The following is a 14,546-nucleotide window of genomic DNA, read 5'->3' as shown; positions in this document are numbered from 1 at the left end:
AAGCTCTGATCATCATATTCAAATACAACTCGTTATCATATCCGGAGCAGCGTTAATCGCTTTGCTCGTTGCTACAGTCCTTTCATTGTATAAACCTAGAGGAATAACGGCATATGGATGGAGAAAGCAAACTAAACGACAGAAGTTAAGTGATATTTATTGAAAATCTGTTTTTGAGAAAGCTAAATTTTAGTCAACAGCCCTCTTGATATACCCTATGGGGGTATGGTATCCTTTGATACAAGGAGGGCTGAGAGTTATGGATCAACCAAATAACGAACATAATGATTATTGCCATACTGGCGCCGATGAACGAAAGAGTCACCATTCCGATAAAGTAAAAAACAACTTCATTTCGCGGTTAAATCGTATCGAAGGTCAAATCCGAGGTTTGAAGGGTTTGATTGAGAAAGATACTTATTGCGACGACGTATTAAATCAAATTTCAGCGGTCCAATCCGCATTAAACAGTGTAGGGAAATTGCTTCTCGAACAGCATATGAACACCTGTGTGATCGAGCGTATTCAAGAGGGTGATCATGAAGTTGTTAAAGAACTCATGATTACTGTGAATAAATTAATTAAATAATAATGGGGGAAATCCTATGCAAACAGCTATTCTGAAAGTTGAAGGTATGTCTTGCGGTCATTGTGTAAATTCTGTTGAAGGTGCCGTCAAGAAGCTTGGAGCGACTGGTAAGGTTGATTTGAATGCCGGACTGGTTACTTTGGAGTATGAAGAATCAAAAGTGTCGCTGGATGAGATAAAAGAAGCGATTGAGGAACAAGGGTACGACATCAAAAATTAAAGAATAGGGAGCTGCACAGCAGCTCCTTCTCAGTAAAAATTTTTTTGATTATAATATACCCCCATGGGGTATGGTGAAGATGAGGTGATCACGTTGGAAAAACAAGCAGAGCAGCAGCAAACGACTTTCCAAATAACAGGCATGACTTGCGCGGCATGCGCCAATCGGATCGAGAAGGGACTTAAAAAACTGGAGGGAGTAGACGATGTAAATGTCAATTTTGCGCTAGAAAAGGCGTCTATCACATATAACCCCAAAAAAGTGGATGTATCGGTTATGGAGAAAAAAATTGATGATCTTGGATACAGTACAGTTAAAGATGAAGTCGACTTCCATTTGGTAGGGATGACGTGTGCAGCGTGTGCCAACCGGATCGAGAAGGGTTTAAACAAATTGCCTGGCATAAGCAGTGCCGTTGTTAATTTTGCTCTGGAATCCGCGTATGTTGAGTTCCATTCACAAGAAATTTCAATCACTGATATGATCAAGAAAGTTGAACAACTCGGCTATCAAGCAATCCGTAAAGATCAGGCAGCCGAAGAGGATTTTAAGACAAAGGAAATTCGTTTAAAGAAAATTCAACTTCTTGTATCCGCATGCCTTTCAATCCCACTCCTTTGGGCTATGGTTGCTCATTTTTCGTTTACGTCTTGGATTTATGTTCCAAAGGTGTTCATGAATCCTTGGCTGCAGCTCGTTTTAGCAACTCCAGTACAATTCATCATAGGTCGTCAGTTTTATATTGGGGCATTTAAAGCACTTCGTAATAAGAGTGCCAATATGGATGTGCTAGTTGCATTGGGTACATCTGCTGCCTACTTCTATAGCTTGTATTTAACATTAAACTGGGCGAGTTCCGAACATGCTCTTCATGCACCGGATATGTATTTTGAAACGAGTGCGATATTAATTACTTTAATCATTTTAGGGAAATTATTCGAGTCATTGGCAAAGGGGCGCACATCATAAGCAATAAAAAAACTGATGAGCTTGCAAGCCAAAACAGCCATTGTGGTTAGAAATGGTCAAGAGCTCGCGGTTCCAATAGATGATGTAGTAATTGGTGACATCGTGGTTGTTAAACCAGGGGAGAAGATACCGGTTGACGGTGAGGTTCTTGAAGGTCATTCCGCTGTTGACGAATCCATGTTAACCGGTGAAAGTATACCGGTTGAAAAGCGAACAGGTGACTCTGTAATAGGATCTACACTTAATAAAAATGGATCCCTGCGATTGAAAGCTAACCGTGTAGGAAAAGAAACAGCACTTGCACAGATCATAAAAGTGGTCGAAGAAGCGCAGGGATCCAAAGCTCCGATTCAACGGATTGCAGATTCGATTTCCGGCATCTTCGTTCCAATTGTTGTAGGGATTGCATTGCTTACCTTCATTGGTTGGTATTTTTTCCTTTCGCCAGGAGAGTTTGCTTCCGCATTGGAAAAATCCATTGCCGTTCTTGTTATCGCTTGCCCATGCGCACTAGGTCTTGCAACGCCGACATCAATAATGGCAGGCTCGGGACGTTCGGCAGAGTTTGGGATTTTGTTTAAAGGCGGAGAACATCTGGAATCACTACAAAAGGTACAAACAATAATTCTGGATAAAACCGGTACTGTCACGAAGGGAAAACCGGAATTGACGGACGTGCAGGTCTCGGGTATGGAAGAGTCGGAAATACTTCGGTTAATCGGATCAGCCGAAAAACAATCAGAACATCCTCTTGCTGAAGCAATTGTAACTGGAATTGTGGCAAAAGGGATTCTGCTTGAAGCAACAGAGCATTTTGAAGCAATTCCCGGATATGGGATTCGTGCCAGAGTTTCAGGAAATGAAGTGTTGGTAGGTACACGAAAGCTATTGCTACGAGAAAGCATCGAAATTGGAAGTGCCGAAGAAGTAATGGAGCGTTTTGAGGCAGAGGGTAAGACCGCTATGCTAGTTGCGATTAATGGATTTTATATGGGCGTACTCGCAGTTGCCGATACGATTAAAGAGACCTCTAAAGATGCGATCATGAAATTGAAACAAATGGGTATCGAGATCATTATGATTACTGGCGACAATAAACGTACTGCGGCTGCGATTGCCGAACAAGTTGGGATTGATCTTGTTTTTGCCGAAGTGCTTCCAGAGGGCAAAGCAGCGGAAGTAAAGAAACTCCTAGCAAACGGCAGGAAAGTAGCGATGGTTGGAGATGGGATTAATGATGCACCTGCACTCGCTACTGCAGATGTTGGAATCGCAATCGGTACCGGCACGGATATAGCGATGGAGGCAGCAGATATTACGCTTATGCGCGGTGATCTCAATAGTATTGTAGAGGCCATATTTATTAGCCGTAAAACAATGGTTAACATCAAGCAAAATTTGTTCTGGGCACTTGGCTATAATGCGCTAGGGATTCCTATCGCTGCAATTGGACTCCTTGCACCTTGGGTAGCTGGTGCTGCAATGGCGCTAAGTTCAGTTTCAGTCGTATTGAATGCCTTGCGTCTGCAGCGGTTGAAGCCTTAATGCTTTTACTGCAATCACTGAATTTCATAATGAATTTTGAGGTGTTTATGAAGACGATTCTAATGGTTGACGATGAAGAAAAAATACGTGAAGTCGTTGTTTCTTATTTGCACATGGATGGATTCCAAACATTAGAAGCCGATACTGGTGGTAAGGCGCTAAAAATGGTGAGATCCGGTGTAAAAATTGATCTCGTCATCTTAGATTTGATGCTGCCGGATCTCTCAGGAGAAGAAGTCTGCAAATCCATCCGACAATTCTCTGCAATTCCGGTTATTATGTTGACAGCTAAGATAGCTGAGGACGATCGTATTAAAGGGCTATCGCTTGGCGCAGATGACTATGTGCTAAAGCCCTTCAGCCCGCGTGAATTAATAGCAAGAGTGAAGGCGAATCTTCGGCGTACACAAAATGATACATTGCTGGCAGAGACGATTTCGTTTGGAGATGGAGATCTTGTTATCCAGCCTTCAAAACATGAAGTAAGCAAAGCAGGTAAACAAGTAAGTCTTACGCCGAATGAATACAAACTGATGCTAGCGTTTGCTCGGCACCCAGGAAGGACATTTTCACGAGAAGAACTAATTGTTAAGGTGCTTGGCTTCGACTTTGAAGGAGATTCGCGAGCAATCGATCAACATGTGAAAAACCTTCGTCAGAAAATTGAATCGGATTCCAAAAATCCGCAGTATATAACGACCGTATTTGCAGTAGGATATCGTTTTACCGGAGGAGTATGAACATGAGAGGACTATATGCTCGGATTTCGATTGCATGTATAGGTATTGCATCAGGTGTCCTGCTTATCTCCACAATTACTTTCATTTTTGAAGCGCACTACCACCTTGCTATGTTTCAGCGCCAAGCTAAGGATATGAATATGATTTCAAAATCATTTAATGACCACTTTGAGCAGGCACTTATTCAGTCAGTATTGTTAATAGCTATCCTGGGTATTATTCTCGCTGTTATCATAAGTCTATTTGTGGCCAAACGGATAACTTCACCGTTAGTTCAAATGAAGAACGTTGCTGAACGGATGGCAAAAGGGGAGCTAACCTCACGAACAGAAGTTAAAGGAAATGACGAATTAGCCGACCTCGGCATTTCACTAAATCATCTCGCAGAACAACTCTTACTTCAAGAGCAGCTTCGTAAAACGATGACAGCAGATGTTGCCCACGAGCTTAGAACTCCTCTTGCGACACTTAAAAGTCATATGGAAGCGATGATGGAAGGCGTTTGGGAGCCGACACCTAGACGCTTAGAGTCATGTTTTGATGAAATAGAAAGGCTTCGTTTCTTGGTTGGTGATCTAGAGCAATTGACGGAAGTGGAGTCACCTAATTTTAAGCTTAAACTGCAAAATGAGAATATAGGCTCCATTGTTCAACATTACATCGACACCTATCAATCGGAATTTAAGAAAAAAGATGTGCGGCTTCTGTTTCATTGCGAAGCACTGTGCATCGCTCTTATTGACAGACTTCGTTTTGGTCAAATCATGGTGAACATACTCAGTAATGCCTTGAAATTCACTCCAAGTAAAGGTGAAGTAAAGATTGAAATAAAGGAACGCAGTGAAGCAATTCAGATCGCTATAACCGATACGGGAATTGGTATCGATGAAAGTGAACTCCCTTTTGTATTTGAGCGATTTTATCGTGCGGACAAGTCTCGAGATCGAAAATCGGGAGGAAGCGGTATAGGACTAACTATCGTAAAAAAACTGGTCGATGCGCACAATGGGACCGTCGAAATATACAGTCGGTTAGATATGGGAACATCAATTAAAATTAATTTGCCGAAATCAACATAAGTTCTACACAAGTGATTTCTATACTAGAGAAGAGAATTGATTTGCAGGAGGGAAACATGAAGAAAGCAGCAATTACATTATTGTTATCAGCCGCAATTTTATCAGCATGTGGGAATATGGGCGGGATGAATCACTCTGGGAAGATGAACGGCGATAAGAGCTCTGAAATGCACCATCCTACCGGAAACATGGATATGGCGCCTGCAGCGGATCAATCACAAGCGGAAAGCGTGAAGGCGATGTTTATGCTTTCCAATGATAAACCGCAGCCGAATTCGGAAACAACGATATCTGTTCATGTTCAAGACAAAGACGGTAAGGCTATTGATAAGTTTGATGTGAACCATGAAAAGCAGATGCATATGATTATCGTAAGCAAAGATCTTTCGTTCTTTAATCACATCCATCCGGCGTATAAAGGAAATGGCGAGTTTACGGTGTCGACTCAATTTCCTTCAGGAGGGGAATATGAGATTATATCCGACTTTGCTCCAACTGGTATTGGTGCAATGAGTAAAAGTCAGTGGATCACAGTAGAAGGCACACCGCCAGCAGCAAAACCAATTGTACCGGATACTTCGCTAACAAAGGTAGTCGACGGAAAGGAAGTAACACTTTTCTTGGATCATGTTATGGCAAATATGGAGTTGAATTTGAACTTCTCTATTAAAGATGCTCAAACAAAGGATCCGATTTCGGATTTGCAACCCTACCTTGGTGCCGTAGGTCACGTCGTTATTTTGAATCAAGAGGGCGGCGAGTATTTGCACGTACATCCGACTGATGAAAAGTCATCTGGACCAGATGCTAAGTTCATGACATCGTTCCCTCACAGCGGCGTGTATAAGATCTGGGGGCAATTCCAACAAAATGGAAAGGTCTTTACGGTTCCATTTGTTGTAAAAGTACCATAATTAGCCAAGGTAGCCTCGCTGTCATTTAGCCCAATGTTTTTAATTGATTTACTGACTGTTCAAGCTAAGGGTGTCCAACCATACATGCGCCAGCTTCATGAGAGTGGCGATCGCCGAATGCAAGCAATTCTTGTCCAAGGACACAAATCCACCCTCAAAATTACTTTTATGAAAGCTTGAGAAATCAAGCTTTTTATTTATGTATGAAGGGGAATTTGTGTCATCTAAAAAAGCACAAATCCTCCAACATTATACGCCATAGAAACAAAAATACCTACATAATCGGTGCCAGTATATGCGTTAGGCGTCAGTTTTTTGTCGCACGTGTCGGATCTTAAAAACATGTACCGATTAGTGCAGTGCAATTAACGGTTTTCTCGGTTATCTGTACAAATTCTTGAAAGAATCATTTCTCAAGAATTTGTACCGATTGCTGAAACTCGACAAAATTATATACCGATTCCCGCGTCAAGATCGATTAAGCTATTCCAGCTAATAGCTTGTCAATATTTAATTATTAATAGAAGATTTTTGAGATGTTATACTTAAAAAAGGGTATGACAAATAACCGTCCCTGTTGGCACAGGAAGAAATTTCATCTGATTCTATTCCATGCTACTTACTCTAATCGAAATGCTTCTTTTGAAGTCAAGATGGCAAAAATCCAGTGGATGAGTTTGTTTACACAAGCAATAACGATTGCTGCAGCCACTAGAATATGAGCACGTTCCAGACACCATGAGGCGGATTTACCTCGCCCAATGATTCGGTGGATCTTTGTTGAAATTCCCTGCTCTGACATTTCTAGGACCTCTTTTGACGTCGGGTGTAAGGCCAGAAATCGAAGAGACACCTTTGAATAAAGGTCACCAAACACGCCATGATATTCGGGAAAAACTTGATCCAGAATAGCCTGAAATTGCAGTTTTGCTTGAACATACATCCCCGTTAAAGATTCATGCAGACGTGTAAGATAGCGTAAATTCATGAGATGCTGACCCCGTTTTTTGAAGGGTTCAAACTCTTCTTTATAAAATAGCATCCCAAGTTGATAGGCATCAGCAGCATCCGTCTTGACCCGTCTCAGATTCGTTTTTTGGCTTCATATGAGATTAACGGATTAATGACGATGTATAGATACTGATGCTCATCCAGAAACTGAACAATGGGGCTATGATAATGGCCCGTTGCTTCCATTACAATGGTGGGGCGCACCTCTGCAGCTGATTCGACTCCCCTAATATAATTAAGAAAAGCTTCTAACCCTTCAAGATCATGATTAAACCTAAAGATCTTCCCATGAGGTACTCCACGGTCTAAAAAGGCTTGTGCGTGGCTTTCTCCTTTAGACACATCTACACCAATGACTGGATTCATAACATCACTCCCGAAGTATATTCACCGGTAACCCCTAACCTTCTTGTCTTCCACACTATCGCATGTGATACGGGATCAACGTCCCAACCAGCCTAAACATGGTTGAACAAGTAGGGGGGATGAACGGAATAGCTCTCGGGATCCAAGTCCCACGGGCAGAATCGTTCGATCCCCGGCTACCGCTATCTTACGACCATACAAAAAAGAGATCGACCAGAAAGATCTGGTGACCTCATAATACGAACGGGCAGGATAGCTTAATCGAAGGCACGAATTATATATATATAAAATTTGTGATACGAGGTCAGCTCTAACATGGAGTATAAACCGAGGGGGAAGTGTCATAAAGGCGATTATTTTTGATATGGATGGAGTCATAATTGATTCTCACTTAGTTGCTTATCAGCTGTTATGTGAGGCAGCCAATAAATTTGGATGCAACTTGACGATAGAGGAGATTAAGAAATGGGGCAGCTTAAGTTCGCGCCAGTTTTGGGCAAGGGTTAAAGAAGAGTATCATCTGCCGCACGATATTTCCGTATTAATTAACAGTTACGATCAAGATAGGGAAATAGAGCTTTATATAGGAATAGAGCCGATTCGAGGCGTAAAAGACTTTCTTCACGAATTGAAGATTAATCAAATAAAAACCGCTTTGGCTACAAGTGCCTCAAAAAAGAGAATGAATGCAGTGCTTGAATTTTTTCAGCTCCATTCACTTTTTGATGAAGTGGTGTGCGATGAAGAAGTGCTTACTTCCAAACCCGATCCGCAAATATTTTTACTGGCGAGTGAAAAGATTTCCGTTGAGCCTGCAGAATGCGTGGTAATTGAGGACTCTGAAAACGGGAAAATTGCGGCAAAGAAAGCAGGGATGAAGTGCTTTGGTTTTAAGGGGTTACCCCATGTACAGGAAAATATGGAAGAGTCAGATTTAATTTTTTTCGATTTTGACGATCTAAGGGTTGAAGAGTTAAAGAAGTTATTCTGAACACCCGTAGGATGCTTACGGATGAATCAGCGGACGGTTTTACGCTAACGGGAAACGTTAGTTCAGAGCAACCGGAGCAGTTTGCCGCCGTGGCAACTGCTCCTTTTTATTGAGCTTGGTCAGGATTGCGTGGTGGCAATCGGCTGTTTTTTCTGAGCTCTAACAATTAACCTTATGGAAGGGGAGTACTACAAAAGTTAGAACTAATCAACAACAGAGAAGTGGGATATAATCCTTGATTAGATGGAGAAGATGGGAGCTTGGTGATGTATGATAAAGAATCGGAAATATGCTGGCGTAAATATTATCACAATACTACTTGGAGTCATAACTGTATTTGGGATTATTGCTATTGCTGGGTTAGGGTTCACCAAGTCCTCTTCAACGAATGATATTTACCTAATCCCTGAGGGCTTTGAGGGCGATATTCAAGTGAATTATAATGTTCAAGGTGCACCAGCTCTAGAAAAGGAAGGTAAGTATGATGTAATTCCAATTGGAATTGATGGAACATATAACACCTCTAATCCTGATATGGAATACGGGTTAGTAACCGACCAATATTTCTATGTCAGTCATGAAGGGAAGCGAACTCCAATAGATACACTTTGTGTCAATGTTAGATGAAATGGTTCATCCGAGATTGGTGCAAACATCACACGACATAACTATCTGAAAATTAACAAAACAAAGTGTAGTGAGGATTTTAGTGTTGGGGGAGAGTAAATATTCATAATTACTCTCGGTTCAATGCACACCAAGAAATAACTTGAGATGCAGATAGCCCACAGAAACATGAAGGTAGACGTATCAATAATTCTCTGCCTTTGCTCAACAGATCGGCAGGATACTTGAGTTAAAGATAGAATTAAAATAGGAAAATACTTCCTAATTGGTAGGGTGAGGGGAAGCTTATGAAGTTAATATTAATATTCGGACCACAGGCAGTTGGGAAAATGACAGTTGGACAAAAGTTAGAAGAAATAACGGAATTAAAGCTTTTTCATAATCATATGACGATTGAATTACTTAGTCCGATTTTAGGATTTAGCCCTGAAATGTGGGAGTTATCAAATTTATTTCGTCAAAAAATATTTGAAGCAGTTTCGAACAGCAATTTGAACGGCTTGATATTCACTTTTGTGTGGTCATTTGATTCACAGGAAGACTGGGAATACGTAAAGAGCGTAAGCGATATTTTTGAAAGAAACGGCGGAGAAGTTTATTTTGTAGAGCTTGAGGCTGATTTTAATGAAAGAATTGAACGTAACAAAACCCACAATAGGCTAGAACACAAACCTTCAAAAAGGAACGTTGAAGAATCAGAACACAGAATGAGAATCGCAGCAAAAAACCATAGATTAAACTCTTACGAAGGTGAAATTAAAAAAGAGCATTTTCTTAAAATCAATAATACAAATCTGACACCAGAGGAAGTTGCTATTAGTATTAAAGAAAAGTTTGAATTACGCTAACGTTTAGAACGGAAAATTCACGATTGGAGGAGCAGACTGCCGCGGCAGCAGTCCTACTTATGAAATTCAGTATATTCAGTATACTGAAGAAATCAGAAAGGAAGAGACGCATGATTACTATTTACGATTGGTTTGGATATAACTTGACCGTTAAAGAACGCTATCGGTTAATTAAAGAAGTCGGATTTGAAGGCATCTTATTATGGTGGAGTGATGGCTTTGGTCGTGACTGTTTTGGTAGCGGCGATTATCTTAATGGGCCACAACTTGCGCGGGAAGCGGGTCTATTCATAGAAAACATCCACGTACCAGTCCATAATCAAAATAGTCTCTGGTCAGACGACTTGGCTGGGTCATCCGTTTACGATTGTTATTTGCAATGTGTTACGGATTGCGTCGAATACGAAATTCCGACAATGGTAGTGCACTTACCTAAAGATGACTATCCTTATACCGCATTAGGATTGGATAGAGTTAAGAGAATCGCCGAAAAAGCTGAACAACTTGGTATCAACGTCGCGCTAGAGAATGTAAAGAACTTTGCTAATTTGGCTTATGTGCTAAATCAAGTCGATTCCCGCCGTATCGGATTTTGTTATGACTGTGGGCATCACTACCGCAATAATTCTGATATTGATATATTATCCATGTACGGATCTCGCTTAATGGCTCTTCATTTACATGATAATAACGGAAGTCATTCTGAACACGGGTTACCTTTTGATGGTACGGTCGATTGGTTTACAACCATGAAAAAAATTGCAGAGACGGGTTATTCGGGAGCGATTGCAATTGAGGCGATGAACTGGGATTACGAGGCTTTATCAGCTAAACAGTTTTTAGAAACCGCATTTGAACGAGCAATAAGGCTGGAATCATTAACACTTCAATTGAACTAAAGGGGAACGATAGCTCAACAAAACACGAAGGCAGCTGGTCAGTGAAAATGATCAGCTGCCTTCATTCAACTAACGGGCAGTATTCTGAAATAATAAGTTGAATGGATTTTTGATGTTAATTTGACCTCCTGCTGAATATTCTGAGTGGCTAGATGAAACTTTTAAAGAGCAAACAGATATGGTAATTGCTCATCTCATTAGTCTTTCGGGTAATGCAGATAGCAAAAAAATCATTGTAGATGGATTTTTTTCCGTAGAGATCTTGCAAAGAATTTCGGAGTATAACAGAGTTGTATTCCTACTCTCTTCTGAAGAAGTTGTTCGGCGCGAATACTTCAATCGAGACTGTAAACGGGATATGTACGAATGCATAAATGGGCTTAGATATCCGGAAGCAGCTTTCGAAAACGTATCTTGGAGCGGTTTACCAACGGCAGCTGCTCCATTTTTAGTTAAACCTAACGAGCAGAATAACGCAACATTGCTACTTAACCCAACGTTTATAATTCAATGCCAAGCATTGGGGATTGGAGGTATTGCGTGAAAGCAATTTATATTTTAGTTCTTTTAGTGTTGTCGATGACCCTCGCAATCGGCTGTTCTAACGTCAATTCAAAATCGGTTGATATGAATGCTATTCGTGAAGTAGCATGGAACAGTATTTCCAATCAAGATAAGCAACAATTAAATCTGGTATGGAAAAATGCAGAAGTAACAAAAATTAAATTCGATGAAATGATTAATGAATATTCCATTCCTGAAGGTGCTGAGCCAAAAGAAATAGAAAATTTGTATAAAGTAACGTTTGATAAAAATCATGTGATATTTGTAGATGGCAATACAAAAAAAGTTGTTGGAACGATATCTAAAGAATAGCCACATTCCGAATTATGGATTAACGGAATTACGGACCACGATTAAGCTCCCTCGAAATGATTCAGTTTCCTCACTCAGACTCATGAATTCGCAGGATTTCACCCTTAGATGAGAATGAAAGAAGAAGATATGCTGGAGCTTATTGCTCGGATGAAATGAAAAGGGCATTCGTAAATAAAGGTGAGGAAAGCTTCACCCACATTGTTCCATTTACGCACGTCTCCACTTCGCCTTAGCGATTTCTCGCTCCATGTCTCAACGGGTCATAGCCCTTTCATTCCTTCGTCACATCTAACTAAGGGTGGAGGTCGGTTTTTCTAACGGAACGGGTCCGAGCCCTTTTGCGTAACGTCTCCCGATACTCCGTGCTTCTTGTCATCCTGCGAATGCATGAGCTGTGAGGATTCGAGCGATCTTAAGCTGCCTGAGAGAAAACTCGAGTTGAATCGTAAGTCTCACTGCTTTTTGCTAAACCGACTAGCAAACGCGCTACTTTACTACATAACTTCATGATGGATTTCATCTTCTTCAGGTTCTTTTTCTCCACGTTGTAACGGTGCAAAGCCCTGATTTCCGGGTTTGTCATGACCATACACATCGTCATGAGATAGAGGAAATGGCGCAGACGTGGCCGACCTCGTTTGCTAAGAACCAGCTTGCCTCGCCACTTCCCCGAACTCGCCTCAGCTAGATTCAACCCGGCATGTCGAAGCAACGCATTGCCGTGCGAATAGCCACTTAAATCACCGGCCTCACCAAGCACACCAGCTAAACTCGTTGCACTCACGCCCCGTATTTCAAGCAGCTTCTGTGCGTAAGGAATGTGTTCAAGAATGAGATGGAGCTCGCGTTCAATCTGTTCAAGTTGGCGCTGGGCCAGGTCGTATTCTTCAAGCAACTGTTCCAGATGAAGTTTGTAAGCATGGAGTGCCTTGGTGGTGCCAACGCTAGATTTTGCAAGTGAAATGAGCAACTCAGCACGTTTTACGCCAGCATGGCGCTTCACGTATTGCTTCCAACCGTCGAGGATCTGTTCCGTGCTTAACCGACTGATTTCACTCGGCAGAGGAAAGGTTCTAAGCGTTGCGATTGCACTGGTGCAGGTAAGGATTTTAAAGACCTGACGGAGCTCGGGAAAGACAATGTCTACCCAGCGATGAAGCTGATTAACCGCGCTGTTAAGTCGTTTGGTAACCGTCTCTCGGTTTGCCATGAGAATGCGCAGTTCCTCGTAGGCTTCCGGATGGAAACGAACGGGTGAGTAATACCCGTTTTTGATCATATCTGCAATGACGAGCATCCTTGCGATCGCTTTTAGACGGGGTGTTGTCTCGGTTTTCCTTGTTCTTTTTGACGAGGTGGGGGTTAACCAGAACAACTTCCATGCTTTGAGCGACAAGCCATCGAGCTAGGTTGAACCAGTAGTGGCCAGTGGGCTCCATGCCAATGATGACGTTGCTCAGCTTGTGGGTTTTGAGCAGATCCTGAATCCAACGTTCGAACAACATGAATCCTTCACGGTGGTTACCGAACTCGAGTGGAGTTCCCAGTGTAATGCCTCGGAAGCTAACGGCGCGGGCCACATGAACTTCCTGGGCGATATCTACGCCGACGACAAGGTGAGAAACGGTAATGTTTTCAATGCGTTGATTTTGCTTATCCTGTGTTTTAAAATTCATAGTAGAGCGACCTCCTGATGGGCTTTTTGAGGCTTTTGACCTCGTGCGTAACCCCATCGTACCGAGGCGCTCGTTTTTGTTCAAACGCCAAATTATTCGTTTTACAGGAATTCTAACGGGAAACTAAAGTTGAATGTAGTCGTAACGGCAGCCGGACACCTGATCGGCTGTGTAGCGACATGAATATACTTGAATTGAAAAGATTGCAGCTACAATGTTTAAACTAGTTATTGACGTATATTCTTGTCGTGAGATTGCGACAAGAATATACGTCAATAATTTTTTTAAGACAAGAACTTGCTTCAATAACTCCCAGGAAACGTTTAAACCGATGCACAGCACGGAAAATCATTATTGCATATTTATACATTGCAATAGATCGTTAACCTTACTTACTTCCATAAAGAAAAACCTCAACCATTGCACCTGGTTTCCACACCCTACCAATTTCAATATCATCCCTAATTCTTCCGGAGTATACACCAAGAAATTTAGTTACCAGAGGACCTCCGATTAAATGATGGCCAGCTGATGTAGTATACCCACTCGATATCCTTAGGAAAACGGGGGATCCTGACATCCCTCCTCTTGTTGTAGCATCGATAAGAAACATTTTGCGCCCGTCGTAGTCAACAATTGGGTCAGATGCGATATGACCAGTCTTCCAAATGGGCCAACCAGTCGAGGATAATCCAAAGGGGAATCCAATGATTGAGACTGACATGGCTGGGCGCATTACTACATCAGTGTTCACTAATGCCATATCTAAGGGGAAGACCCTTATCAGATCATTAGGTGTAAAAGGAATTGCAACAACATCAACCAATTGACCGTTTGGATGTTCGATCCAACGCCTATCGCCCTGATTATCATACAAATATACTTCGTCCTCTGCCCACTCTCCGAAGATGTGGTTAGAATGGTGCAAAACCTTAATTTTATTAGGAATGGCACCGGTTTTTGGGCTTAATAGCTCATTCGTATCGGCATTTTTTCCTGATACTACATGCCAATTTGTAACAATATAATTTTGTTTTTCAAATTCAACTATGAATCCTGTCGCGTCTGCAAGAAAGACTTCATTAAAAAACATTGAAGGTGAACACTTGACAAACTTTGTGGATCAATGTCAGTTTCGCTAATTGTGGATGTCATCGAAAAACAACTCCATTCCTAAGTGGCTTATTATTTTG

Annotated in this window: 12 protein-coding genes and 3 pseudogenes; 12 read left to right on the top strand and 3 right to left on the bottom strand. The window is 41.6% G+C overall.

All coding sequences use genetic code 11. The annotated features are described in order from the left end of the window. Window positions 1-259 precede the first annotated feature (259 nt). The 6 genes and pseudogenes from GZH47_RS00075 (at window position 260) to GZH47_RS00050 (ending at window position 6,056) form a co-directional block, all read left to right on the top strand. Window positions 260-589, top strand: a complete 330-nt coding sequence (locus GZH47_RS00075; RefSeq protein WP_162637949.1) for a metal-sensitive transcriptional regulator — start codon at window positions 260-262, stop codon at window positions 587-589. Window positions 590-605: 16 nt separating this feature from the next. Then, entirely contained in the window at window positions 606-809 is a 204-nt protein-coding gene (locus GZH47_RS00070) for a cation transporter (protein WP_162637948.1), read from the top strand. A gap of 63 nt (window positions 810-872) precedes the next feature. Beyond that, window positions 873-3,323: pseudogene (locus GZH47_RS00065) on the top strand (heavy metal translocating P-type ATPase). 47 nt (window positions 3,324-3,370) lie between these two features. Then, entirely contained in the window at window positions 3,371-4,063 is a 693-nt protein-coding gene (locus GZH47_RS00060; protein ID WP_162637947.1) for a response regulator transcription factor, read from the top strand. A 2-nt stretch (window positions 4,064-4,065) separates the two neighbouring features. After that, window positions 4,066-5,142: a sensor histidine kinase gene (locus GZH47_RS00055; protein ID WP_162637946.1), complete on the top strand. Its 1,077-nt coding sequence runs from the start codon at window positions 4,066-4,068 to the stop codon at window positions 5,140-5,142. Window positions 5,143-5,198: 56 nt separating this feature from the next. After that, window positions 5,199-6,056, top strand: a complete 858-nt coding sequence (locus GZH47_RS00050) for a hypothetical protein (RefSeq protein WP_162637945.1) — start codon at window positions 5,199-5,201, stop codon at window positions 6,054-6,056. Between the two features lie 700 nt (window positions 6,057-6,756). On the opposite strand, the pseudogene GZH47_RS00045 reads toward GZH47_RS00050, so the two are convergent. Continuing rightward, window positions 6,757-7,433 (bottom strand): annotated as a pseudogene (locus tag GZH47_RS00045) (IS110 family transposase); the annotation flags it as partial. A 280-nt stretch (window positions 7,434-7,713) separates the two neighbouring features. Between GZH47_RS00045 and GZH47_RS00040 the strand changes: the two are divergent. From GZH47_RS00040 to GZH47_RS00015, 6 genes are all read left to right on the top strand, one after another. After that, window positions 7,714-8,424, top strand: a complete 711-nt coding sequence (locus GZH47_RS00040) for an HAD family hydrolase (RefSeq protein ID WP_318653432.1) — start codon at window positions 7,714-7,716, stop codon at window positions 8,422-8,424. Between the two features lie 270 nt (window positions 8,425-8,694). Then, the gene (locus GZH47_RS00035; protein WP_162637943.1) at window positions 8,695-9,051 is read left to right on the top strand and encodes a DUF6843 domain-containing protein; all 357 of its coding nucleotides are present in this window, start codon (window positions 8,695-8,697) and stop codon (window positions 9,049-9,051) included. A 287-nt stretch (window positions 9,052-9,338) separates the two neighbouring features. Further along, window positions 9,339-9,899 (top strand): DEAD/DEAH box helicase family protein, encoded by a 561-nt coding sequence (locus GZH47_RS00030; RefSeq protein WP_162637942.1) that lies wholly within the window; start codon window positions 9,339-9,341, stop codon window positions 9,897-9,899. A gap of 110 nt (window positions 9,900-10,009) precedes the next feature. After that, window positions 10,010-10,798 carry a sugar phosphate isomerase/epimerase family protein gene (locus GZH47_RS00025; RefSeq protein WP_162637941.1) on the top strand — a complete coding sequence of 263 codons (789 nt, stop codon included), beginning with the start codon at window positions 10,010-10,012 and terminating at the stop codon, window positions 10,796-10,798. Window positions 10,799-10,976: 178 nt separating this feature from the next. After that, complete coding sequence (locus GZH47_RS00020; RefSeq protein ID WP_162637940.1) at window positions 10,977-11,342, top strand: hypothetical protein; 366 nt, start codon at window positions 10,977-10,979, stop codon at window positions 11,340-11,342. Continuing rightward, window positions 11,339-11,674: a hypothetical protein gene (locus tag GZH47_RS00015; RefSeq protein ID WP_162637939.1), complete on the top strand. Its 336-nt coding sequence runs from the start codon at window positions 11,339-11,341 to the stop codon at window positions 11,672-11,674. Before GZH47_RS00020 ends, GZH47_RS00015 begins: the two co-directional genes overlap by 4 nt. A gap of 415 nt (window positions 11,675-12,089) precedes the next feature. Here GZH47_RS00015 and GZH47_RS00010 read toward each other — a convergent pair. Both GZH47_RS00010 and GZH47_RS00005 read right to left on the bottom strand, forming a co-directional pair. After that, window positions 12,090-13,353, bottom strand: a pseudogene (locus tag GZH47_RS00010) (IS110 family transposase). A 388-nt stretch (window positions 13,354-13,741) separates the two neighbouring features. Further along, window positions 13,742-14,446 (bottom strand): S1 family peptidase, encoded by a 705-nt coding sequence (locus GZH47_RS00005; RefSeq protein ID WP_162637938.1) that lies wholly within the window; start codon window positions 14,444-14,446, stop codon window positions 13,742-13,744. Between the last annotated feature and the right edge of the window lie 100 nt (window positions 14,447-14,546).

The organism is Paenibacillus rhizovicinus, assembly GCF_010365285.1.
Taxonomy (GTDB): Bacteria; Bacillota; Bacilli; order Paenibacillales; family Paenibacillaceae; genus Paenibacillus_Z; species Paenibacillus_Z rhizovicinus.
Note: the sequence above shows the minus strand (reverse complement) of the source record. Positions and strands in the feature narration are given on the sequence as shown.

Excerpts from the sequence above, each read along its gene's own strand:
- GZH47_RS00075 (WP_162637949.1), top strand. The coding sequence starts at position 260 with ATGGATCAACCAAATAACGAACATAATGATTATTGCCATACTGGCGCC.
- GZH47_RS00070 (WP_162637948.1), top strand. The coding sequence starts at position 606 with ATGCAAACAGCTATTCTGAAAGTTGAAGGTATGTCTTGCGGTCATTGT.
- GZH47_RS00060 (WP_162637947.1), top strand. The coding sequence starts at position 3,371 with ATGAAGACGATTCTAATGGTTGACGATGAAGAAAAAATACGTGAAGTC.
- GZH47_RS00055 (WP_162637946.1), top strand. The coding sequence starts at position 4,066 with ATGAGAGGACTATATGCTCGGATTTCGATTGCATGTATAGGTATTGCA.
- GZH47_RS00050 (WP_162637945.1), top strand. The coding sequence starts at position 5,199 with ATGAAGAAAGCAGCAATTACATTATTGTTATCAGCCGCAATTTTATCA.
- GZH47_RS00035 (WP_162637943.1), top strand. The coding sequence starts at position 8,695 with ATGATAAAGAATCGGAAATATGCTGGCGTAAATATTATCACAATACTA.
- GZH47_RS00030 (WP_162637942.1), top strand. The coding sequence starts at position 9,339 with ATGAAGTTAATATTAATATTCGGACCACAGGCAGTTGGGAAAATGACA.
- GZH47_RS00025 (WP_162637941.1), top strand. The coding sequence starts at position 10,010 with ATGATTACTATTTACGATTGGTTTGGATATAACTTGACCGTTAAAGAA.
- GZH47_RS00020 (WP_162637940.1), top strand. The coding sequence starts at position 10,977 with ATGGTAATTGCTCATCTCATTAGTCTTTCGGGTAATGCAGATAGCAAA.
- GZH47_RS00005 (WP_162637938.1), bottom strand. The coding sequence starts at position 14,446 with ATGTTTTTTAATGAAGTCTTTCTTGCAGACGCGACAGGATTCATAGTT.